Raw genomic sequence first — 21953 nt, forward strand, 5'->3', positions numbered from 1 at the left:
ATCAGGGCCTGAGCCGACGGAACTGATCACAGAGTGAAGGCGGGTCAGGCCCTGATCGGGGTCAGGCGCGGTTCTTGAAGCGCCAGGATGCGTTGCCGGTTTCGATGATGTCGCAGTGGTGAGTGAGACGGTCGAGGAGCGCGGTGGTCATCTTGGCGTCGCCGAAGACAGCGGGCCATTCACCGAAGGCAAGGTTGGTAGTGACGATGACCGAGGTGCGCTCATAGAGGCGGCTGATGAGGTGGAAGAGCAGCTGGCCGCCGGATTGCGCGAAGGGCAGATAGCCGAGTTCGTCGAGGATGACGAAGTCGAGGCGGGTGAGGTAATCGGCCATGCGGCCCTGCTTGCCGGCCCGGGTCTCGGTCTCCAGTCGGTTGACCAGGTCGACGACGTTGAAGAAGCGGCCGCGGGTGCCACCCCGGATGAGGGCGCGGGCGATCGCGATGGCGAGGTGTGTCTTGCCGGTTCCGGTTCCGCCGATGAGGACGACATTGCGCTGGTCGGCGACGAAGTTGCCCGTGGCCAGATCCTTGACCAGACCTTCGTTGATCGGGGTGCCGGTGAAGTCGAACTGCTCGATATCCTTGGCCAGCGGCAGCTTGGCGATGGTCATCCGATAGCGGATGGATCTGGCCTGCTTCTCGGCAATCTCCTACTGCAGTAGATCGCCCACGATCCTTGGCGGCTCATGCTGGCGTTTGATCCCGGCGGCCATGACCTCATCCCCGCGGGCGTATGCCCGCAAAATGCGGGCGGGGGCACTGCGCATCCCGAAGAGCTTGAGGCTGCCCATCAGGTCGAGGATTTGGGTGCGTTCCATTTGGACTGGTTCTCCTGAGGCTATCGTAGCGTGCGCAATCCGCCACGGGCTCGTGGGTCAGGCGCAGCGAGGTTGGGGTCAGTAGAAGCGGTGGTGGGGAAGGATCCCGGCGGCGGGCGAGGATGTTGATGATGACCGGGGCGGAATGGACGCCCTGATCTAGGGCTTCGCGGCAGGCGGCCTCGACGGCCTGAAGCCCGTCGTCCGGCACTTGGGCCAGGATCTCGACCATCTGGCGGTCACCATCATCGCTGCCCTTCAGCTTGCGCCGGATCGCAGTCATGGCGGGCGGAAGGACCCAGTCCTTGAAGGGAGCGCCGTTACGCAGGGCTCCAGGTTTGCGCGCCAGAACAGGCACATAGTGCCAAGGGCCATAGATCGTCTGGCCTCGTCCAAAGGTGCGGGCGTGATCCCCGACGACCACCCCGTCCTGTCGGATCACGATCCTCTCCGCATAGGCATGGACATCGACGGGCCGCCCGACTGCCGTGGCGAGGACTGAGTATTTGTTCCTCAGGGAATTGATCCCCCGGATCAATTCCTGATCTTCGTCACTATCGAACCTAACCGTGCAGGTCTTCGAGACCGACGCAGGCGTGCTGTGGAAGCCGTCGAACGGCCCCATGTAAGGCACGAGATGCGGCCGCTCGGTCTCGAAGACTTCCCAGATCGTCTTGTCGCCCTCTTCGGGATGGCGGTGCGCCTTGGCATGGGCGATGCATTTGTCGAGGAGCCAGGCATTCAGCTCATCGAGGCTTGTCACGCGAACGCGGGGCGTGAAGAACCGCTCGCGGATCAGTCCGACCTGGTTCTCGACCTGCCCCTTCTCCCAGCCCGATGCCGGGGTGCAGGCCACTGGCTGGACCAGATAGTGGCTGCACATCTGGAGGAAGCGGCGGTTGTATTGCCGCTCCTTGCCCGCGAAGATCGCCTCCACTGCCGTCTTCATGTTGTCGTAGATGCCCCGCGTGCAGGCCCCCTTGAAGAAGGCGAAAGCCCGATYATGGGCATCAAAAACCATCKCTTGGCTCTCGCGCATGTAAGCCCGGGCGAACATCATGCGGCTGTGGCAAAGCCGGACATGGGCCACCTTCACCGTCACGGTAACGCCCGAGATCAGCACCACCTCATGGCTCCAGTCGAACTGATAAGCTTCGCCCGGGGCATATGAGAGCGGCACATAGGCTTCCGCCGTCACCGCGCCACGGTTCTGAGACCAGGTCTTGGCGAACCGGCGGACGGCATCATAACCGCCCTCATAGCCCAGACCGCGCAGGTCCTCGAAGATCCGGATCAGCGTCAACCGCTCCCGCGCGGGTTTGTTCACATTCGCCGCCAGGACCTGTTCGAGCTGCGCCTGCYAGGGTCCAATCCGCGGCATTGGCTGCCGCTCCCGCTCGTAGCTGAACTCCGTCTCGTCAGACCGCAGGATCTTCCGGACAGTATTCCGAGACACGTGCAGCTCCCGCACGATCTTCTTCACCGACCAGCCCTGAACGTGAARGGCCCGACGGACCCGCGCGATCGTATCCACCCCTTTCAACTCCCCCTCCGCCCGCTGCATCACAGCGGACGGTCTGACACAACATCAGGGGGGGCAAAATTGGACGCCGATCACCCCACCTAAGGGGTCAAAATTGCACGCCGAAACACATCGATCATTTAGCCCCGGCGCATGACCAGGCGCAGCCCGTTCCGCGGCTTCAAGACTTCGCCTGAGAACATTCGTCTCGCCGTTTTGATGTACGTCCGGTTCCTGTCACGTCTGATGCCAAGCGCGGCCATAGCCCGCGCCGTCCCTCAGCGCGAGTTCCAGCTCGCGATATTTGGGCGTCGCATCCGGTAGGCTTTCAAAGCAGGCGCGCAGGTCTTGAGGGGGCATTGGGTTTGCCTTCAGGACTTTCCGTCATTGTGCATGGCCCGCGCGGCCACACGGGCTTTGGCCTCCGCGGTGTTGCATTGGACGCCTAGCGCGTAGGCGGCGCTGTTCAGGATGCGGCGGGCGTGGGGGTCGGTCATGGTCAGGGCTTCGGAATGCAGCCAAGCGATGATGTCGTTGGTCGCATCGTTGTGGCCGCGTTCGTATTCTTTGATTTTCATGCTTTTGACCTGTTTTGGAAACACATTGCCAGTTGTTCTGTGCGGCACCGCGCGCCCGCCGACAGCCTGGGATGCGAGCGTTCGAACATCCCGCGCCTCCAATGCCAGGCGTGCCTTGAACGCCGCGTCGTGGATCCTGCGTTTCGACCTGTTCTCTTCTGTTGTGGAGACCTGTAGACCTCGGATCTTGGCGTCCGTCGCTGCCCGACTTTCGGAGCGCGGTCAGTGTCTTGGTGCGGACAACATCTTGGTCAGCAAATCGGGGGATCCAAAGCCGCCGGATTTGGAGACGAGCCAGCACCCGTCGAGTGTTCCGCCCCGCACGATCGACAGCGGCAGTCCGGGACCGACCTCGCCCACACAATCCAGGCTGCGGGCCATGATCGCCGACAGAATGACCGACAAGGCGTCGCCTCCCGTCACGAATATGGCGCGCCCCTGCAGGTCGTCGGGCGTAATCCGCAGAGCCGCCTGATGAAGGGCGGCCGCGGTCGCTGCCGCATCTGCGCAATCGGGCACCGGGTCGATCAGAATGCACGCGCCGGGTTGCGCCGGAATGGGGCCGATTGCGGGGGCGGGCAGGGTAAGCGCCAGCGCCATGGCCAGTTGCGCGCGCGTCGCAGGATGGGTTGTGCCGATCATCAGAATGCCCAACGGCGGGCAATCCAGGGGTTGCGCAGGACCAGCCAGGGATTCCGCCAGAGCGCGGCTGCCTACCCAGAGAAGGTTGTCGTCTTCCTGACGTGCGACCGCCTGATCCAGATCCCCTTGTGTCGTGGCATCCACGATGAGGACACCGGTTGCGCCAGAAAGCCCCGACGATCCGGAAACCACGTTCAGACCCGCCTTGTTCAGACCCGCCGCGATGTCGGATCGGGCGGCGGGATGCCAGTCCTCTCCGTTCCGGACCAGATGCATTCCATTCCTGGTAATGCGTCCCATCGCGGGAAAAGCGGGTGCAAAGAAGCACTTGGGGGCCTGAAGATACTGCATCATGGCTGCGGTCGCGGCAAACGGATGACCGCGCAGCACGCTGTCCACCTTGTGAAACCAAAGCGCGTCCTGGCCCCCCTTGGCCACACCGAGCACGCCACAGGCGCGCGCCGTGGCCGCCTGCGCCTCGTCCGCCGTGCCGTCGCGGCTTTCGCTGCTGATGGTCAGCATCGGGCGGTCGGGGATCTCTGTCTCATGCAACACCAGTCCGACCGGCCGTGCGGGGCTGGCAAACGGGGCCGCAGCGTCAAGGGCGCCGGTCAGATCATCCGCCACCAGGCGGAGGGCGCCGCCGGTGAATCTCATGCCTCTGCCTCGGGCACGATATCGAGGGCCAACCCTCGGCCTCGCAAATCAGCCTCGGCCTCGGGGGAAATCCGCGCATCCGTGACGAGCAGTCCGATGTGCGAGATGTTTCCGAATGTGCAGAACGCACGGCTGAAAATCTTGCTGCTGTCGGCGAGCAGAACCACATGATCGGCTGCCATAAGGAAGGCGCGCTTGATTTCCGCGAGGTCGATGGACGTGTCGGAAAGCTCGGTTGCCGTCATGGCATGTGTTCCAATGAACGCGATATCCGCATGCAGGCGCTGGATGGATTGGAGCGCGCCGCTGCCAAGCAGGGTTGTCGACCCCGAGCGCACGCTGCCCCCCGCCACGAAAACCTGAATGGCCGGGTTGGCCGAAAGGAGCGTGGCGATGGCAAGATCATTGGTAAAGGCCGTGAACGCGATACCCCGATCACGCGCGAACTGCGCCGCAGCCGCCGTGGTCGTGCCACTGTCGAAGATGACCGTCTGCCCCGGTTTGATCAAGTTGGCCGCGCGTTGCCCGATCGCGCGCTTGGCCGAACTTTCCAGTGCGGTGGCAATCTCGCGCGCGGGCTCGAAGCTGCCATGGCGGTTGACGTTCAGGACCGCGCCGCCATGCGTACGTTCCAGATGGCCGGACTCGCACAAGTAGTCCACATCGCGGCGCAGGGTCGAAAGGGACACATCAAGCGCATCGGTCATGTCTTTGAGAGAGGCCATGCCATCCCTGCGCAGCATTTCAATAATTCGCGCGCGACGCATCGCTGGCAGCATGGTGCCCGGCTCCTTCATTTCTGAGACCTACCTAAGATGCACGGCAAACCAGCGTCAAGAAGTTTCACAAAGTTTCAAAAGGCGGCGGAATTTGACAAAGTATCTTCCAAAATAATCCAACACGTGCCAAAACATGCCAAGGGGTGGAATCGATGAGACAGCGCTGATGCGCGTGCCGCCTCATAATTCTGTGGGAGGAATACAATGCGGAAATTGCTGAACGGCACCCTTGCGGGTGTCGCGAGCCTGCTCATGGCTACGGTTGCCATGGCAGAGACCAAGATCGGTGTGATCGTGCCCACCCTCGATGCACAGTTCTGGAATTCTTACGTCCAGTTCATGAAAAAGGGTGCCGACGAGCTGGGCGTGAACCTGATCGTCCTGAACGCGGACAACAAGCCCGACCAGATGATCAAGAGCCTGGAAGATCTTGTGGCGCAGGGCGTGGACGGGATCATCTATACCCCGTATTGGGCGACCGCCGTTCCCGGGCTCACGCTGGCGAAAGACGCCAACATTCCGGTGATCCTGACGGACAGCTATGCGGACTTCCCGCCCCAGGACGCGAAATTCCCCAATTACCTGGCATTTGTCGGGCCAAGCGACCGCGCTGCGGGCAAGCAGATGGCTGAGGCGCTGTTCGCCAGCCTCACCCCGGCGGCGGATGGCAAGAAATACATCGCGGCCGTTGACGGCACTGCGGGCACGTCGGTTGCCATCGACCGCCGCGCCGGCTTGCAGGATGCGCTGGATGCGGCGCCTGATGTGGTTCTGGTCGGCGAGGTCGACGGCAACTTTGTGCGCGACACCTCGCAGACCGTGTTTGAAAGCCTGTGGCAAGGCAACCCGAAGATTCAGGGCGTTTGGGCCGCGAATGGTGGCACGGCGACCGGCGTGATGGCCGCGATCACTTCGGCCGGAAAGACGCCCGGCAAGGACATCATGGTCGTCGCAATGGATCTGAACCCCGAGAACGTGGATGCCGTCGAGAAGGGCACGCTGCTGTTCGACATCGGGGGCCATTGGCTGCAAGGCGGTTTCGCCCTGGTCATGATGTATGACTACCTGAACGGGAAGGAGATTCCTGCCGCCCAGGCCAACGTCAAGCTGGACCTCTTGCCCCTGACCAAGGACCGCGTGGCGCAATTCCACGCCGATTTCCCCGAGGGCGTGCCGGTCTATGACTTCAAGGCGCATTCCCGCACCTTCAACCCCGACGCGCAGACCGTGTTCGAGATGCACTACAGCAAGTGACGCTTTGGCCAGGCGCCCGAGGTGCCTGGCCAGACCTTCTGCAAGGCGTGGAGCCTTGCCAGACCAAAGCCCCATGAAATGGAACCGTCACCGTGCTGACCGCCGAGAACATCAGTAAGAGCTTTGGTGGCGCCGCTGCATTGCGAAATGTGTCGGTGCAGTTCCAGCCTGGCGAAGTCGTCGCCTTGGTCGGCGAGAATGGTGCCGGCAAATCGACACTTCTGAAGGTGCTCGCCGCCGTGGTCGCGCGGGACGGCGGTTCCGCCACCATCGACGGCCATCCCTATGCACCCAAAACCCAGCGTCAGGCGGAGCGGGCCGGCGTGGCCCTCGTGTTTCAAGAGCAGAACGTCAACCACGCCGTGACCATCGCCGAGAATATCATGCTGGGTCGGCTGCGCGATTTCCGGAAGTTCGGGCTGATCGACCGGGCCGGGCTGAACCGGGAAGCGCAAGCGATCCTGGAGCGGATCGGCGCAGAATTCAGCGTGCATGACGACATCGCCGCGCTGGACCTTGGGCAGATCAAGACGATCGAGGTGGCGCGTGCGCTTGCCCTCTCCCCCCGGTTCATCTTCTTCGACGAGAGCACGGCTTTCCTCAATCATGCCGAAGCCACGCGGCTGATGGCAGTGATCGGCGAATTGCGCCGGCAAGGCATCGGGATCGGCTTCGTGTCGCATCATCTGCAGGAAGTCTTCGATATTGCCGACAAGATCGTGGTTCTGAAGGATGGCGCTTTGGTTGGCGCCTACCCCGTGTCCGAAATGACCGAGACCCGGTTGTACGAACTGATGGTCGGTCGGGACATGGTGGGCGGCCTGTTCCCGCCGCGCGCAAGGATGATGGGCGAAGATGATGTGCTCGCGGTCCGCGATCTCGCGACAACTGACGGCGTGTCGATCAGTCTCGCCCTCCAGGCGGGGGCGGTGGTCGGGATCGGCGGCCTGAAAGGCTCTGGCGGCGAGGCGGTCATTGCCGCACTGGCAGGGTCGGAGCGGGTCAGATCAGGCGCCATGCTGCACGACGGCAAGCCCCACGCGCCGCGCCAGCCACGCGACGCCTGGCGCGACGGAATAGCAACCCTGCCGGGCGACAGAACGGGTGAAGGCGTGATTTCCGCGTTCTCGGTTCTGGAGAACCTGACACTCGCGGCCAGACCCCGCCGTTTCGGCTGGATTGCCGACCGCGCTGCCATGCGCCGCATGGCCCTTGCGCAGGTTGAAGGGCTGGCGATCAAGACGCAGAGCCTCGATGCGCCCGTAGGGTCGCTCAGCGGCGGCAACATGCAGAAAGTCGCGCTTGGCAAATGCCTTGCCGCAAGGCCGCGCATCCTGTTGCTCAACAACCCGACCCGCGGCGTCGATATTGGCGCCAAGGCCGAGATCTACCGCGTGATCCGGTCGCTGGCCGACGCCGGCATGGCGGTGCTGATGGTGACGGAGGACCTGCCCGAGCTTCTGGGCCTGTCGGACCGCATCCTCATCACGCGGCGCGGATGCATTTCGCACGAGTTTCCCCCCGGCGCACGCCCCTCGGAAGAAGATGTAGTCAAATGGATGATGTGATGCCCGAAACCTCCAAGACCGTCGGCGTGGCGCAAAAGCCAAGGTTGGCGGCATTTGTGCGGCAGGCGTTTCCTGTCCTGATGCTGGCGGCACTTTGCATTGCCTTCGCGCTGATGTCCGACCGGTTTCTGACGGTCAACAATGCGCTGATCGTCATGCAGCAAAGCGCGGTCCTGCTGGTGGCGGCCGTCGCCATGACCTTTGTCATCGTAAGCGGGTCCATCGACCTGTCGGTCGGCTCGATCGTCGCTGTCAGCGCCCTGGCGGCCGCGAGCATGTCTTCGACGTTCGGCGCTTTCGCGATCCTGCCGGCCATGCTGGTCGGATTGGCCTGCGGTGCGATCAACGGCGCACTTTTCGCTTATGGCAAGGTGCCCTCCTTCATCGTGACCTTGGGCACGCTCGTCATCTTTCGCGGCATCGTGCTGTTGTTCACCAAAGGCGCGCCGGTTTCGATCTCTGACACGCAATTCCTCGACATCTTTGCGGGCCGGCTTCTGGGGATTCCGAATGCGGTGCTGATCGCTCTGGTCGTCACCGGGCTTGCCGCGCTCGTCTTCAACCACACCGTTTTCGGGCGCGAGCTGCGCGCGATTGGTGGCGGCGAACGCGTGGCGCTTCTCAGCGGGATCAGCGTGGCGCGGGTGAAATTCGGCGTGTTCCTGCTGTGCGGCTTTTTGTGCGGCATCGCGGGGCTCTTGCAAAGCGCACGCACGATGGCCGCGACGGCACAGCTCGCACAGGGGCTGGAGCTTGACGTGATCGCGGCGGTTGTCGTCGGCGGCACACCCTTGACGGGCGGCATCGGGCGCATCCGGGGCACCATTCTGGGCGTGCTGATCATCGCAATTCTGTCGAATGGCATGAACATGACAGGTATCGACCCCTATCTGCAGAACATCGTCAAAGGTCTCGTGCTGATCTTCGCCGTGTTTCTGACGATCGACCGCAGCAAAATTCAGATCATAAAGTGAGTATCTCCGTGACCCATGCAATCCTCGCAGTGACGATAGGCGACCCGGCAGGCATCGGACCAGAAATCTGCCTGAAAGCCGCAGCAAGCCTTTCAGAGCGGCTGTCGGATCATCAGATGGCCCTGGTTCTGATTGGTAACGCCGAGGTGCTGCGCACGGCAGGCGCGGCGCTGGGCCTGCCAGTGCCGAAGTTCATCGACGAAAGCGCGCTGGACGGGCTCACCGGCGTGGCAATCCTGCCGACCCCAAGCCCGTCGGCACCGATCGTGCCGGGCACCGTGTCTGCCGCAGCAGGCGCGCAGGCGTATTTCGCGGTCGAAATGGCCACACGACTTGCGATGGCGGGCAAGGTTGCGGCCATTGTCACCGGGCCCCTGAACAAGGAAGCGCTCCATCTGGCAGGCTACAACTATGCCGGACATACCGAGATGCTCGCCGACCTGACGGGCGTGCGCGACAGCGTGATGATGCTGGCGCATGGCGATTTCCGCGTGTCGCATGTCTCGACCCATTGCGCCCTCGAAGATGTGCCGCGCCGCGCCACGGCGGCCCGGATCAGCCGGGTCATTGATCTGACCGAGGCGACCTTGCGCAACCTCGGCATCGCAGAGCCGCGAATTGCGGTCGCGGCGCTCAATCCGCACGGGGGCGAGGGCGGGATTTTCGGCCGCCACGACATCGACATCACCGAGCCCCTGGTCGCGGACTATGTCGCGCGCGGGCATGCGATCTTCGGACCGGTGCCCGGGGATACCGTTTTCGTCAAGTTGCGCGGCGGGGCCTATGACGCGGTGATCGCCATGTATCACGATCAGGGGCATATCCCCGTGAAGCTCCTTGGATTTGCCATTGATCGCGCGACAGGGCGCTGGACGGGCCTGAGCGGCGTCAACGTGACGCTTGGCCTGCCGATCATCCGCACCTCGGTGGACCATGGCACCGCCTTCGACATCGTCGGGCGTGGCATTGCCGACCCCAACAGCCTGGTCGAGGCGATCGACTACGCCCTGCAGCTGGCCGCGCCGAAGACGACCGGCGCCCCCCTTTGACTCTGGATTGACGAGGACCAAGATGAACGCCGATTTCAGCAAAATGTGGATCAACGGGGCCTGGACCGCAGGCGCAGCGACGCCGCGCCCGGTTCTCAACCCGACGACCGGCGGCGTGATCGCCGAAGTGCCGGAAGCAAGCGTGGCCCAGGCCCTTGATGCGGTCGCGGCCGCTCGGGCGGCCCAGCCCGCCTGGGGGCGGTTGGCGCCCTTGGCCAGGGGTCGCGTGATGCACCGCATCGCGGCGCTGATCCGCGAACATGCCGAACCGCTCGCGCGACTTGTCGTGCAGGAACAGGGCAAACCGATCGCGGAGGCGCGCGGCGAGATCGGTGGCGCTGCGGAGTTCTTCACCTACTTCGCCGAATTTGCCCGCCGGATTCAGGGCGAGATCTTGCCCTCGGACATTCCGGGTGAGCAGATCTGGATCCAGCGCGTTCCGGTCGGCGTGGTCGTGGGCATCATTCCGTGGAATTACCCCGCGGCACTCGTCAGCCGAAAAGTGGCGCCGGCATTGATCGCGGGCAACACCATCGTGCTGAAACCACACGAGGAAACCCCGCTGTCCGCGCTCTACATGGCGCGGCTGATGGCCGAGGCGGGTGTGCCGGACGGTGTCGTGAACATCGTCACCGGGGGCGGTGCCACAGTAGGCGCCGCGTTGACATCGCATCCCGGCGTCGACCTCATCACGATGACCGGGTCGGTGCCGACCGGGCGGCGCATCATGCAGGCGGCCGCCGGCAATCTGGTGCCGGTATCGCTTGAACTCGGCGGCAAGGCGCCTTTCATCGTGATGGAGGATGCCGACCTCGATCAAGCCGTTGCCGCTGCCGTCACGTCGCGCTTCATGAACTGCGGGCAGGTCTGCATCTGCGCCGAACGCATCCTGGTGCACGAACGCCTTTACGACGCCTTCGTCGACCGTTTCGTCGCGGCGACAAGACGCCTGCGGGTCGGCGACCCCTTGGCCGAGACCACCGATATCGGCCCGAAAGTCTCGCTTGCGGAACTGGAAAAGGTCGAGCGCCTGACCGCTGCCGCGATTGCGGCGGGGGCCGAGCCCTTGCTGCTGGGGGGCCGCCCGGAGGTGTCCCCTGTGGCAGGCGGCTACTGGCTCACGCCGACCGTGTTGGGAGCCACCAGCGCCGATATGGCGATCATGCGCGACGAGGTGTTCGGTCCCGTCGTGCCCATCCTGAAGATCAGCGATTTCGATGAGGCGATCGCGATCACCAACGACAGCAGCTACGGCCTGTCGGCCTATCTTTTCACAAACGATTTCAAGCGGATCATGCGGGCCGTCCAAGAGATCTCCTTCGGTGAGATCTACCTCAACCGCATCGGGCCGGAAGCCTTGCAAGGCTATCACACCGGCTATCGCAGCTCCGGTCCCGGCGGTGACGACGGCGTCCATGGCCTCGAAGCCTATCTGCGCAAAAAAACCGTCTACGCGAATTTTTCAGGACGGAACCAGGAAGGTTTGATGCCCTACGGCAGCTGACCCCAAGCCAAGACCAACCAGTGGAGGAACATATGAACCTGATTTCCAAACTCGGCACCACGGCGCTTGCGCTGATGCTGTCGACCGCGCTTCCGGCATTTGCCCAAAGCCTGCCGCCCGAAGCGGCCGAGCTGATGAAACCCTTGCCCTTGTCGCCGACCGGGCAAGTCGTGCCGGGCTACCCCGATGGTGCGCCGGCATCGACCGCGGACATCTTCACCTTCAGCGATGCGGACATCGCCAAGCTGAAGGAGGGCAAGTTCACCGCTGGTCTGGTCATGCACACAATGGACGCAGGCTGGCCCGCGCTTCAGGTCGCAGGGATCACCAAGACGCTGAATGATTTCGGCATCGAAGTCGTGGCCACCACGGATGCCAAGTTTCAGCCCGGTCAGCAGATCAGCGATCTGGAGCAGGTGATCGCCCGCAAGCCGAACGTGATCTTCTCGATCCCGATCGACCCGCAAAGCCAGTCCGCCGCCTACAAGAAGGCCGCAGCTGCCGGCATCAAGCTCGTGTTCATGGACAACGTCCCCGTCGATATGGCGCCGGGCAAAGACTATGTGACGGTCGTGGCGTCCGACAATGAAAAGAACGCCTATTTCGCGGCACAAGAGCTGGTCACCGCCATCGGCGGCAAAGGTGAGGTTGGCGTTATCACCCTCGTCTATGACTATTACTATTCGGTCGCGGCCCGCAAAACCGGTGCCCTCAAGGCCTTTGCCGAGCATCCAGATATCAAGGTGGATGAAGTCGGCACCTTCGACGCGCCCGAGAAGGCTTACGGCGTGGCCACGGCCATGATGACCGCGCACCCGGATCTGAAAGGCGTGTTTGTCGCCTGGGATACCCCTGCTCAACAGGTGGTTGCCGCTGCCAAGACGCTTGGCCGCAGCCTGATCGTCACCACCAACGACATCGCGCAAGACAGCGCGCTGAACGTGGCACGGGGCGAGATCCTGGCCGTTGGCGCGCAGCAGCCCTACGACCAGGGTGTCGCCGAAGCGAAGGCCGCAGCCTATGCCCTGCTTGGCAAAGACGTGCCGCCTTACATCTCGGTCCCGACCTTGCGCGTGAAGAAGGTCAACCTGTTGACCGCCTTGGCGCAAGTCACCCACGAGCCCGCACCGGCCTCGGTGGTCGAGCTGTGCAAGGGCGAGTGCTTCTGACGCAATGCAACAGGGGTGCGCGATCCGCGCGCCCCTTCCTTGGGAATGTGTGATGAACCAGCCTCCAATTGTCACGATGCGCGGTATCGAGAAGAGTTTCGGCGCGGCAAAGGTGCTGCGCGGAGTCGACTTCGATGTGCATGCGGGTCAGGTCCATGCGCTGTTGGGTGGCAATGGCGCGGGCAAATCCACGCTGATGAAGATCCTGATGGGCGTCCATCGCGCCGACGCCGGATCCATCCTGCTTGATGGCCGCGACATGACCAGCGCGAGCGTCATCGAGACACTGCGCCAGGGCGTCGTGGCGATGATCTTTCAGGAATTGAGCTTGCTGCCCAACCTGACGGTGGCAGACAACATCTTCCTGGGACGCGAACCATTGGCACCCGGCTTGCGGGTTGACCGCAACGCCATTCGCGTGAAGACCGAAGCCCTGATTGAAGCACAGGGTTTCGATATTCCTCCGCTGGCACGCGTGGGTGATCTGCCGTTCGCCCAGCGTCAGCAGGTCGAGATCATAAAAGCCACCTCGCGCGGGGCACGCGTGCTTGTCATGGACGAGCCCACGTCGTCTCTGACCGCGAGGGAAGAGGAAAAACTGTTCGAACTGATTGGCGGCCTGACCCGGAAGGGGATCGGAATTGTCTACATCAGCCATCGGATGGCCGAGATCTTCAGGGTGAGCAACCAGATCACCGTTCTGCGCGACGGCGCGGCGATTGGACCGATCCCGACCGAGACCGCAACCGTGGCCGAAATCTCGGCCCATCTCGCCCGTCCTGACAGCGTGACCGAGGCGCGCCGCGACGCCCCCCGCCCGCAGAGCGCCGGGAAGCCGATGGCGCTTTCCGTCCGCAACCTCTCCACCAGACGCAGCCTCAAGGACATATCGTTCGACGTCGCAGCGGGTGAGATCGTGGGCATCGCCGGTCTGGTGGGCGCCGGGCGATCGACACTGGCCAAGGCATTGTCGGGCCTGCTTCCCGACGCCACCGGTACTTTGGAAATCGGCGGCAAGCCTGCGCGTTTCGGGTCGCCGCATCTGCTGCTTGGCCGGGGCCTCGGTTTCGTGCCCGAGGACCGCAGGAACGAGGGGTTGGTTCTGATCCACGGGCTTGCCGACAACATGGCGCTCCCGAACCTCGCGCAACTTGGCGGACGCGGTGCGCTGGGCCCGATCTTGCGACGCGGCGCGGACCGGATGTTCGCCAAATGGGCCGCGGCATTGTCACTGGTGGCGCGCGGCCCCGGTCAGGCCGCCTCGGAACTGAGCGGCGGCAACCAGCAAAAGGTGGTGTTTGCCAAATGGCTCGCCAGCCAGCCGCACGCCCTGATCCTGGACGAGCCGACCTCGGGCGTGGACGTCAACGCAAAAGCCGACATGCGCGCCGCGCTGAGCCGGTCCGCCAGGCACGACGGCGTCGGCATTCTTCTGATCAACTCGGAACTGGACGAGCTTGCCGCGATTTGTGACCGGATCCTGCTGATGGACAAGGGCAAGATCGTCGGCACGCTCGACCCCCGCGAGGGAGAGACGGCCCTGCTGGCCGCCGTGCTCAGCACATCCGCCGCGCACCAACCACCTAAGGAACTCTCATGACCACCACGTCCCGGAGCATCGCAACCTTGTTGCGCGACAACATAACCTACGTCATCTTCGGTCTGGTGACGCTGGGATTTGCGCTGTTCGCGCCGAATTTCGCCTCATTGACCACGGCCGGCGCGGTGTTGCGGATCACGGCCATCGTGTCGGTGATGGCCGTGGGCATGACCTTCGTCATCATTTGCGGCGAGATAGATCTGTCGGTAGGTTCCATGGCAAGTCTGTCGGGAATGGTCGGCGCGTTGATCATGGAGGCCGGCTATGGCTGGGCGCCTGCGCTGTTCCTCACGCTCTTGTTCGGCGGCGCGGTCGGCCTGTCGACCGGGCTTCTCGTCACCCGGTTGCGCATCCCGTCGTTTCTCGTTTCTCTGGGCATGCTGAGCGTACTGTCCGGCGTGGCGCTGACGATCACCGGCACGCGTCCGGTTCCGATCATCTCGACGCGATTTTCCACGGTGCTGTGGGATGGTCAGGTGCTGGGCTTGCCCGTGCCGATCTTCTGGACCCTGAGCGTGGCACTTGCCGGTTTCTATGTCCTGCATCTGACGCCCTTCGGGCGCCGGGTGCTGGCGACGGGCGGCAACCCGGTCGCGGCGCGGTTTTCCGGCGTGCGCACCGATCTGACACGGGTCATCGCCTTCACGATTTCGGGCACCACGGCTGCCCTTGGCGGGTTGATGCTTGCCGCCCGAAGCACCGCCGGAAACCCGAGCCTGGGGCATGGCCTGGAGCTTGACGTGATCGCGGCGGTCATCATCGGCGGGACGAGCCTTTTCGGCGGCAAGGGCACGATTCCCGGCAGCGTCGTCGGTGCCATCTTCATCGGCATCGTCGGCTTTGGCCTTCTGGTGATGGGGTTCTCCACCTCGATCCAGGAGATCATCAAAGGCGCCATCATCATTGCCGCCGTCGCACTGGCGCGACGTTAAGGGTCGGAAATTCGCGGGCGGACTGGCGGCGTCCGCCCGCGCGCCGACAGCATGGGCAACCGGGGAAACCGGACAGTCGTCTTGATCGGCGCACGGCACAACAAAAGCAGGCAGCCAAGGGGCGAACGGCCCTGATCTGTCAAAAAGGGGGGGTAAAGATGACCGATTGGAAACTCGCTTACCACGCAAATTGCTGGGGGCCGCTGGGCGGCGATGCGGTCGGCGTCACCTCGATCACGCAACTGGCCTATCGCACCTTCGGCCAGATGGACCGGGCGCTCAGCGAGATAGCAGCGGCGGGCTATCAGGGTGTCGAACTCTTTGACGGCAACCTTCTGGACTATTCGGCGGCGGATCTGCGCCAGCTTCTCGCCAGGACCGGGCTTGAACTGGTGGCGGCCTATTCAGGCGGCAACTTCATCTTCGACGACATCCTGCCCGAAGAGCTCGCCCGCATCACCCGGGCCGCAGACCGTGCCGCAGAACTTGGCGCGGCGCATCTGGTCGTCGGGGGCGGGGCCAAGCGCTTCGATGGCCTGCGCGAGACGGACCATAATAAGCTTGGCGCGGCCCTGGACCGGGTGAAGGACCTGGCAGAGGCGCGCGGCTTGCGCGCCCACTACCACCCCCATCTCTCCACCATCGTTGAGGGTCCGGCCAGCGTAGCCAGGATCTTCAGCCTGACGAGCATCGACTTCTGCCCGGACACCGCGCACCTTGCGGCCGCAGGCGGCGATCCGGCCCAGATGATCCGCACCCATGCGGCGCGGATTTCTTACGTCCACCTGAAAGGCTTGCAGCGCGAGCCTTTTGCCTTTCAGCCCATTGACCGGGGCGATGTGCCGACCTTGCCCATTCTGCAAGCCCTGCGCGACGTGGGTTTCCGGGGCTGGGTTTGCACCGAGCTCGATGCCTGGCCCGATCCGGCCGAGGGCGCGCGGCTGAGCATGGACTACCTCAAGACGCATTGACCCTGCGATCTGCCACAGCCGCTCGATCGCCCTCCACCGCCGGCAAAAGGCCGTATCTTTCAAGGAGAGACAGCATGACCAGAGTGTTAAACGTTGCGATGATTGGCGGCGGGTTCATGGCAAAGGCCCATGCGATGGCCTATGCCGTGATGCCGATGTTCTTCTGGCCCGCGCCCGCCATCCCGCACCGCAAGGTGGTGGTGGATGTGACCGATGGCGCGGCCGAAGAGGCGCGCAAACGGTTTGGCTTTGACGAGGCCTCCTCGGACTGGCGCACCGTTGTCGCCCGCCCTGACATCGACGTGGTGGACATCTGCACGCCCAACAACCTCCACGCCGAAATTGCGATTGCCGCCGCCGCCGCCGGCAAGCACATCATCTGCGAAAAGCCGCTGGCTCGCACGGTGGACGAGGCCCGGGCGATGGTCGAAGCGGTCAGAAAGGCCGGCGTGATCCATATGGTCGCCTTCAATTACCGCCGGACGCCTGCGGTTGCCTTGGCCCGGAAATTCATCGACGAAGGCCGCATCGGCCGCATCCTGAACTTCCGCGGCACCTATCTGCAGGACTGGTCGGCCGATGAGAACGGCCCGCTGTCCTGGCGCTTTCAAAAGCAGATCGCAGGCTCGGGCAGCGTGGGCGACATTGGTACCCATGTGGTTGATCTGGCGCACTATCTGGCCGGCCCCATCACATCGGTGAATGCGATGACCCGCACCTATGTGAAGACCCGTCCGATCCAGCAGGGCGGGGTCGACAAGCTTGGCGCGGCGGAGAAATCTGCCGATGCCGAACGCGCCGAGGTGGATGTCGACGACGAGGTCGTCTCGATGCTGACCTTCGAAAGCGGCGCCATCGGCTCGCTGGAGGCGACGCGCAACGCCTGGGGCCGCAACAATTTCATAACCTTGGAAATTCACGGCACCAAAGGCTCCATCGCGTTCAACTATGAGCGGCGCGATGAACTGCAGGTGATGTTTGCCGATGATCCGGCAGATGCGCGCGGCTTCCGCACCATCTACACCGGCCCCGCTCATCCCTATGGTCAGGGCCTTTGGCCGATCCCCGGCCTCGGCATCGGCTATTCGGAGACGAAGATCGTCGAATGCCACGACTTCTTTGCCGCCATCGCCACGGGCAAACAGCCGAGCCCAAATTTCGAGGACGGGTTGGCCTGTGAGTTGGTCGCCGATGCCCTTCTGCGGTCCAGCCAAAGCGGCCTGTGGGAGAATGTGCATACGTGATGTCTGTACGGCTTGACTGGATCGCGGCCAGTTGCCGAAGCGGTCCCGTGCGATCCTGCGCGCTTGCGGAACCTCGGGCCGCGCTTGCCACCAAAGCGGCCAAAGATGCGGAACGGCGTCGGTTCGTCCATGGCGCCGTCATTCCGTCTTCGGGTTTCAATTCTCGGGAAGTGCGAAAAACAGGTCCGCTTCGCCTTCTGCGCAGCTTGTATCCGGTTTCGCCTTCGGGTCTTCGATGAAGGACAGAAAGACCGACATGGCGCATCGGTTCAGATTGGCGATCTGTACGTGAAACCCGGAGGAGAAAACCACCTGTGTGGCATTCGGCATGGCCGCCATCGCATCCTTGGCAAGAAAGGCCGGGGTTTGCACGTCAAGTCCGCCTGTCAGCGCCAGCACGGGAAGGTCTGAATGCACGATCTCGTCTGACTTTGCTGAAAGCTCGGGCACCGCGATCACGTCGCAAAGTGTGGTATATTGCCGTGCGACCGACTTCCCGAAGTTCCTTGCGTAGCTGGTCATGCCACTATCCGCTGCGTCGTCCTGAGGCCGCGGCGGATCGTCGGAACACACCATCGCCAGGTGCATGAGGAAGGTCATGCCGCTTTCATCGTCCGCGAGCGATGCGATGGTCTGGTTCAAGGCCTGCTCTGCCAGGCCCTGTGCGATGGAATCCCGGCCCGCGGCAATCTGTTGCTTGAGGAAGATGGGCACGGCGCCGACGCCATACTTGCTTTTCTGCAAGCCGTAGACCATCGCGGCAAGTGCATCCGGCCGGACCGTTGCATCGACTTTTCCTGTCGCAGGCGCGCCTTCGGGAAATGTCACAGAGACTGTGACCGGATCATCCCCGAGCACGCGGAACGCATCGTCGACGATGGCCGGAATGTGGAAGGAAGCGGCGCAATCCGCCTGCAGCGCGCAAAGCTCGGTCATCCGGTCAAGGCCCCACTGGGCCCGTTTCGCGCGATCCTCTGTCCAGCTTTTCGTGGCCGGTGTCTCGATCCCGTCCAGGATCACGGCGTCAAGACTGCCGGGGAATTGCCGCATCACGAACTGACCAAGGAGCGTTGCGTAGGATGCGCCGTAGAATATGAACTTGTCGTAACCGAGGGCCGCGCGCGCATCGTCGACATCCGCCGCACTTTCGGCCGTGTTATAGGAGGGGAGGTCGACACCCTCGGCGATGTATCGATCCTTGCACGCCCGAAAGGCTGCGATGGAAAGCTGCTCTGCGGCTTCGGAATCGAGCCTGCGCTCCAGCGCCTCCTTGGTCGCCTCTCGCGTCTCCGGGCAGGTGAGGGCCGGCTTCGATCGAAAGGTCCCGCGTTGTTCCAGCAACACAAGATCATGGTGCCGCAGCACGGGGCCAATCAGCTCTGGCTGAAAGAGCGACAGGACATCTTCCCGGATCATGGTATTGCCGGGTCCGCCGGCCAGCATGAAAAGCGGCGGCGCGCCGGTGGGATCGGCGGCGCGAATCCGCATATAGGCGAGGTCGATCTTGCCGTCAGTGCCGCCCGAGCGGTTCTCGCGGACCGTGACGTAACCACAATCCGCACCGGAATTATCGGCAATGGTATCGGGCACTTCGACGAAGCACTTCGGCAGTTTCGTTGCCCGTGGCGTCTCCTGAGCAGACACCGCCCCGTGGAAGGCAAGAACGGCCAGTGGCGCGAGAAGGGATACTGCTGTTCTCAAGAAACCATCCTTTGACCCTGAAAGGCTGCTGCCGGCCATGCCTGACCGGCAGCGGCGTTTGCCGTGTCACTTGCAATCGGGGTAGAGATAACGGTCCGCCTGCGACACATCCGCGGGGCATCCGCGCGGTGCTGAATGGTACCAGTGCGTGATCTTGCTTCCGGCAGAATTGAACGAGCACTGGAAGGTCTGGCCGGATGACGTGTTGCCGTTGACAGCATGCGACCCGTCCGTCCGCTGACCTTCGTAAGAAACCGAGGCGATCTGACTGGTTGAAACCCCGAGACGCTTGGCGGCGTAGGCGTTGCAGGCCGACATCATCTGCGACTCATCGGGTTTGCTCGATTCTTCCGATCCGCCCGACTGATACCAACTGACGACATGGGTTCCCGCCGCGTTGAACGAGCACTGGAACGTCTGGCCCCGCGTCGTGCTGCCGTTCACCGCGTGGGTCCCGTCGACGCGCTGGCCCTGATAGGACAGATCCGCGATGTCGCTGGTCGTCAGTCCAAGATGCCGCGCGGCATAGGTGTTGCAGGTGGACATCATCTGCGACTGGTCGGCGGCTTGCGCCGGCTCGACCGCCAACAGGGCGGCCACGGTAGCGGCCAAGCTGACGAACGACATGAGCTTCTTCATCGGAATATACCTTCTCGTTGGAGGATGGGAACCTTGGGAGGCCGGCTGATCGGGTCTTCGCGGGACCGGTTGCGCGGAGCTGACCGATCAGGCGGCGGATTTGCGAACGAGCCCATGACAGGACCCGGGATGGCGGCGCCGTCTGCACTCTCTGGCCGGCAGAATGGTCACGGAAAGGTGGCGCCTGTCGCGCGGTTGAACCAATGGGCGGGTGCCTGCCGCTACGCCGATGGTTCGGTCTTTTGTGCACCGGCCCGGCCGCCTTGCGTCAGGCGCGGCGGACAAGCTTGATGATGAAAAGCAGGATGACGGCCCCGATCAATGCCGCAATGAGTGCCCCGATGACGCCGCCGCCGATGTTCAATCCGATCGCGGGGAAGAGGTAACTTGCGATCAGCGAACCGCCGATGCCGATCAGGATGTCGGTCAAGAGGCCCGAACCCGAGCCCTTGACGATCAGGCTGGCAAGCCAGCCGACCACCGCGCCGACGATGATGGCGATCAGCAACCCGATGATGAGGCCTGCGCCTGCGCCGACGGCCTCCGGCGTTGCCTGCGCATAAGCCGGGCCGGCGGCGACACCACCTGCCACGATGATGAAATAACGATTCATACCCTCTCCTCGAACTGCTCTGGTAAAAAAGCCTATTTGCCCGCCCGCCGCCAAAACAAATTTGGCAGATTCCTGTTTCTGGCTGGTGAGCGGAACAGATTCCGACAAATGACATCGCGCGAGCATAAAATATGCCGACGCAATTAATCAACGCAGCTGTCGAGCTGGCAGATAAATCGTCACGATGTCGAAAGGATCTGCAACCTAAACCGCAAAATCCGACAAACACTCCTCACTGCCGGCATTTTAGTGGCTGGAAAGCGTGCCACAAAAACCACCAACAATTTCATAGTGCGATCCCGTTCTTGCCGAAACAAGTGAGACTCTTTGCGGTGACTTGAGAAATTCTCATGCGATCGGCAAATCCGATTGCGGTCGGCACGCGCCGTCTACTGCGCGGCAATAACCTTCTCGCGCCCGATCCGGGCTGTGCGTCTCAGCCATGTGATCGTCGCATGGATGTCGGGTTCGGCTGCGTGCTCTTCCTTGAAGCAGGCGCGGTAAATCCTGCCCTCGTGGTTGAAACTTCCGGTGCCGACTCGCGCGAGGTGGCGGTCGCGGATGGAAGACGCCGAGACGAAATCCGGGATGAGGGCGATGCCCAGCCCGGCCTTCGCCAGTTCGAGGGCGAGGATGTAGTGCGAACACCGCAGCCATTCGGTTTCACCGGGACGCGCCCAGGACTCGCCCGTAGCCTCGACAAACGTCCGCCAGTCGGAACCGAGATCGATCACCCCGGTATCGGTCGTGATCAGCGGCAGGTCGGCAAGCCGGCCGCTTTTCAGCATGTCTGGCGCGGTGACCGGAAAGGAGTTTTCCACGAAGAGGTCGACAGAAGCATATCCCGGTTTGACGTCCTGCGCGGTGACGATGCAATCGGCCGATGCCTGCGTCAGTTCGGGATCCTGTCCATAGAGGCGCAGATCCACGTCAATGTCAGGATGCGCCGCCCGAAACTCGGACAGACGGGGCGCCAGCCAGTAGGGGCCGAAGGACGAACATGCGGCGATGCGCACGACGGGACGCTCGCCGCCGATCGCATGCGCCACCGAAGTATCCAGAATCCGGAAGGCCATCGACAGACGTTGCGCCAGTTGGCGGCCTGCATTGGTAAGCTCCAGCCCCTGGGCCGTTCTGTCGAACAGGTCCTCGCCGATCGTGCGTCTGAGGTCTGACAGCTGATGGCTGACGGCACTTCGCGTCACCCCCAGTTCGTCGGCGGCCTGCGAAGCAGAGCCAAGACGGGCTGTGGCCTCGAAATACTGAAGGCGGCGCAAAATTCTGGCATCACGACGCATGGGCATAGCGAAAGGATAGGCGCATCAGACATCGCGTTGTCAAGTGCGGAAAAGGGCCAGGTTTTTGAGTCTCGTGAGAAGGACAATGTGGAGAGGGGCATGATCTGCGCTGGACTTCGGGTTTGGAGGATGCGGTGTCAGGGTCGATTCGTCGGCGACAGTTGCGGCGAGATTCGGGGCCAGCCTTCCTGTCGGGGTATTGCCGGTAATTGGAGGCGGAGATTCGGACGGGGGCGGCATCAAATCGGAATCGCCGTGATGGCCGAGTCGCGGGCGGGCCCTATCGGAAATAAGATTTTTTTAAGGCAATTCTGCCCATGACAGCAGAATCTGAAGCTTGTTCGGAAAAGAAAATGCAACTGGGGGTAAACCAATTGGGCGAGTACCCTCTGGTCAAATTGCGATCTCTGCGTGTACTTTTAGTCGGCAAGCTCTGTAA

Annotated in this window: 19 protein-coding genes and 2 pseudogenes; 11 read left to right on the forward strand and 10 right to left on the reverse strand. The window is 63.0% G+C overall.

Features of this window, described 5'->3' with window-relative positions:
• Nucleotides 1-61: 61 nt before the first annotated feature.
• Nucleotides 62-820 (reverse strand): annotated as a pseudogene (istB, locus tag AC1DVR_RS19950) (IS21-like element helper ATPase IstB).
• Nucleotides 720-2363 (reverse strand): IS21 family transposase, encoded by a 1644-nt coding sequence (gene istA, locus AC1DVR_RS19955; protein WP_478002359.1) that lies wholly within the window; start codon nucleotides 2361-2363, stop codon nucleotides 720-722. The pseudogene istB and the gene istA overlap by 101 nt, the downstream one beginning before the upstream one ends.
• Nucleotides 2364-2495: 132 nt before the next feature.
• On the opposite strand from istA, the pseudogene AC1DVR_RS19960 reads away from it, so the two are divergent.
• Nucleotides 2496-2576, forward strand: a pseudogene (locus AC1DVR_RS19960) (IS6 family transposase); the annotation flags it as partial.
• A 3-nt stretch (nucleotides 2577-2579) separates the two neighbouring features.
• On the opposite strand, the gene AC1DVR_RS19965 reads toward AC1DVR_RS19960, so the two are convergent.
• The 4 genes from AC1DVR_RS19965 to AC1DVR_RS19980 all read right to left on the reverse strand — a co-directional run bounded on the left by AC1DVR_RS19965 (nucleotide 2580) and on the right by AC1DVR_RS19980 (nucleotide 4998).
• Nucleotides 2580-2702: a hypothetical protein gene (locus AC1DVR_RS19965; RefSeq protein ID WP_478002382.1), complete on the reverse strand. Its 123-nt coding sequence runs from the start codon at nucleotides 2700-2702 to the stop codon at nucleotides 2580-2582.
• An 11-nt stretch (nucleotides 2703-2713) separates the two neighbouring features.
• Entirely contained in the window at nucleotides 2714-2920 is a 207-nt protein-coding gene (locus AC1DVR_RS19970; protein WP_478002360.1) for a hypothetical protein, read from the reverse strand.
• Between the two features lie 222 nt (nucleotides 2921-3142).
• On the reverse strand, nucleotides 3143-4219 hold the full coding sequence (locus AC1DVR_RS19975) for a four-carbon acid sugar kinase family protein (RefSeq protein WP_478002361.1): 1077 nt from the start codon (nucleotides 4217-4219) through the stop codon (nucleotides 3143-3145).
• Nucleotides 4216-4998, reverse strand: coding sequence for a DeoR/GlpR family DNA-binding transcription regulator (locus AC1DVR_RS19980; RefSeq protein WP_478002362.1), 783 nt, complete (start codon nucleotides 4996-4998; stop codon nucleotides 4216-4218). Before AC1DVR_RS19980 ends, AC1DVR_RS19975 begins: the two co-directional genes overlap by 4 nt.
• A 204-nt stretch (nucleotides 4999-5202) precedes the next feature.
• On the opposite strand from AC1DVR_RS19980, the gene AC1DVR_RS19985 reads away from it, so the two are divergent.
• The 10 genes from AC1DVR_RS19985 (at nucleotide 5203) to AC1DVR_RS20030 (ending at nucleotide 17263) form a co-directional block, all read left to right on the forward strand.
• Nucleotides 5203-6252, forward strand: a complete 1050-nt coding sequence (locus tag AC1DVR_RS19985) for an ABC transporter substrate-binding protein (RefSeq protein WP_478002363.1) — start codon at nucleotides 5203-5205, stop codon at nucleotides 6250-6252.
• 92 nt (nucleotides 6253-6344) lie between these two features.
• Nucleotides 6345-7820: a sugar ABC transporter ATP-binding protein gene (locus AC1DVR_RS19990; RefSeq protein WP_478002364.1), complete on the forward strand. Its 1476-nt coding sequence runs from the start codon at nucleotides 6345-6347 to the stop codon at nucleotides 7818-7820.
• On the forward strand, nucleotides 7820-8794 hold the full coding sequence (locus AC1DVR_RS19995) for an ABC transporter permease (protein WP_478002365.1): 975 nt from the start codon (nucleotides 7820-7822) through the stop codon (nucleotides 8792-8794). Before AC1DVR_RS19990 ends, AC1DVR_RS19995 begins: the two co-directional genes overlap by 1 nt.
• Nucleotides 8795-8823: 29 nt before the next feature.
• Nucleotides 8824-9843, forward strand: coding sequence for a 4-hydroxythreonine-4-phosphate dehydrogenase PdxA (pdxA, locus tag AC1DVR_RS20000; protein WP_478002381.1), 1020 nt, complete (start codon nucleotides 8824-8826; stop codon nucleotides 9841-9843).
• A gap of 22 nt (nucleotides 9844-9865) precedes the next feature.
• The gene (gene aldA, locus AC1DVR_RS20005) at nucleotides 9866-11347 is read left to right on the forward strand and encodes an aldehyde dehydrogenase (protein WP_478002366.1); all 1482 of its coding nucleotides are present in this window, start codon (nucleotides 9866-9868) and stop codon (nucleotides 11345-11347) included.
• A gap of 32 nt (nucleotides 11348-11379) precedes the next feature.
• Entirely contained in the window at nucleotides 11380-12516 is a 1137-nt protein-coding gene (locus AC1DVR_RS20010; RefSeq protein ID WP_478002367.1) for a substrate-binding domain-containing protein, read from the forward strand.
• Nucleotides 12517-12568: 52 nt separating this feature from the next.
• A complete protein-coding gene (locus AC1DVR_RS20015; protein ID WP_478002368.1) occupies nucleotides 12569-14116 on the forward strand; it encodes a sugar ABC transporter ATP-binding protein in 1548 nt (515 codons plus the stop codon).
• Nucleotides 14113-15048, forward strand: a complete 936-nt coding sequence (locus AC1DVR_RS20020) for an ABC transporter permease (protein WP_478002369.1) — start codon at nucleotides 14113-14115, stop codon at nucleotides 15046-15048. The genes AC1DVR_RS20015 and AC1DVR_RS20020 overlap by 4 nt, the downstream gene beginning before the upstream one ends.
• Before the next feature lie 158 nt (nucleotides 15049-15206).
• Nucleotides 15207-16019: a sugar phosphate isomerase/epimerase family protein gene (locus AC1DVR_RS20025; RefSeq protein WP_478002370.1), complete on the forward strand. Its 813-nt coding sequence runs from the start codon at nucleotides 15207-15209 to the stop codon at nucleotides 16017-16019.
• 74 nt (nucleotides 16020-16093) lie between these two features.
• Complete coding sequence (locus AC1DVR_RS20030) at nucleotides 16094-17263, forward strand: levoglucosan dehydrogenase (RefSeq protein WP_478002371.1); 1170 nt, start codon at nucleotides 16094-16096, stop codon at nucleotides 17261-17263.
• Nucleotides 17264-17419: 156 nt separating this feature from the next.
• On the opposite strand, the gene AC1DVR_RS20035 is transcribed toward AC1DVR_RS20030, so the two are convergent.
• From AC1DVR_RS20035 to AC1DVR_RS20050, 4 genes are all read right to left on the reverse strand, one after another.
• Nucleotides 17420-18964, reverse strand: coding sequence for an alpha/beta fold hydrolase (locus AC1DVR_RS20035; RefSeq protein WP_478002372.1), 1545 nt, complete (start codon nucleotides 18962-18964; stop codon nucleotides 17420-17422).
• 66 nt (nucleotides 18965-19030) lie between these two features.
• Nucleotides 19031-19603, reverse strand: coding sequence for a YsaB family lipoprotein (locus tag AC1DVR_RS20040; RefSeq protein WP_478002373.1), 573 nt, complete (start codon nucleotides 19601-19603; stop codon nucleotides 19031-19033).
• A gap of 268 nt (nucleotides 19604-19871) precedes the next feature.
• Nucleotides 19872-20216: a GlsB/YeaQ/YmgE family stress response membrane protein gene (locus AC1DVR_RS20045; protein ID WP_478002374.1), complete on the reverse strand. Its 345-nt coding sequence runs from the start codon at nucleotides 20214-20216 to the stop codon at nucleotides 19872-19874.
• Nucleotides 20217-20605: 389 nt separating this feature from the next.
• Nucleotides 20606-21514, reverse strand: coding sequence for a LysR family transcriptional regulator (locus tag AC1DVR_RS20050; RefSeq protein WP_478002375.1), 909 nt, complete (start codon nucleotides 21512-21514; stop codon nucleotides 20606-20608).
• Nucleotides 21515-21953 lie beyond the last annotated feature (439 nt).

This window comes from Rhodobacter sp. P2_H5 (assembly GCF_056403335.1).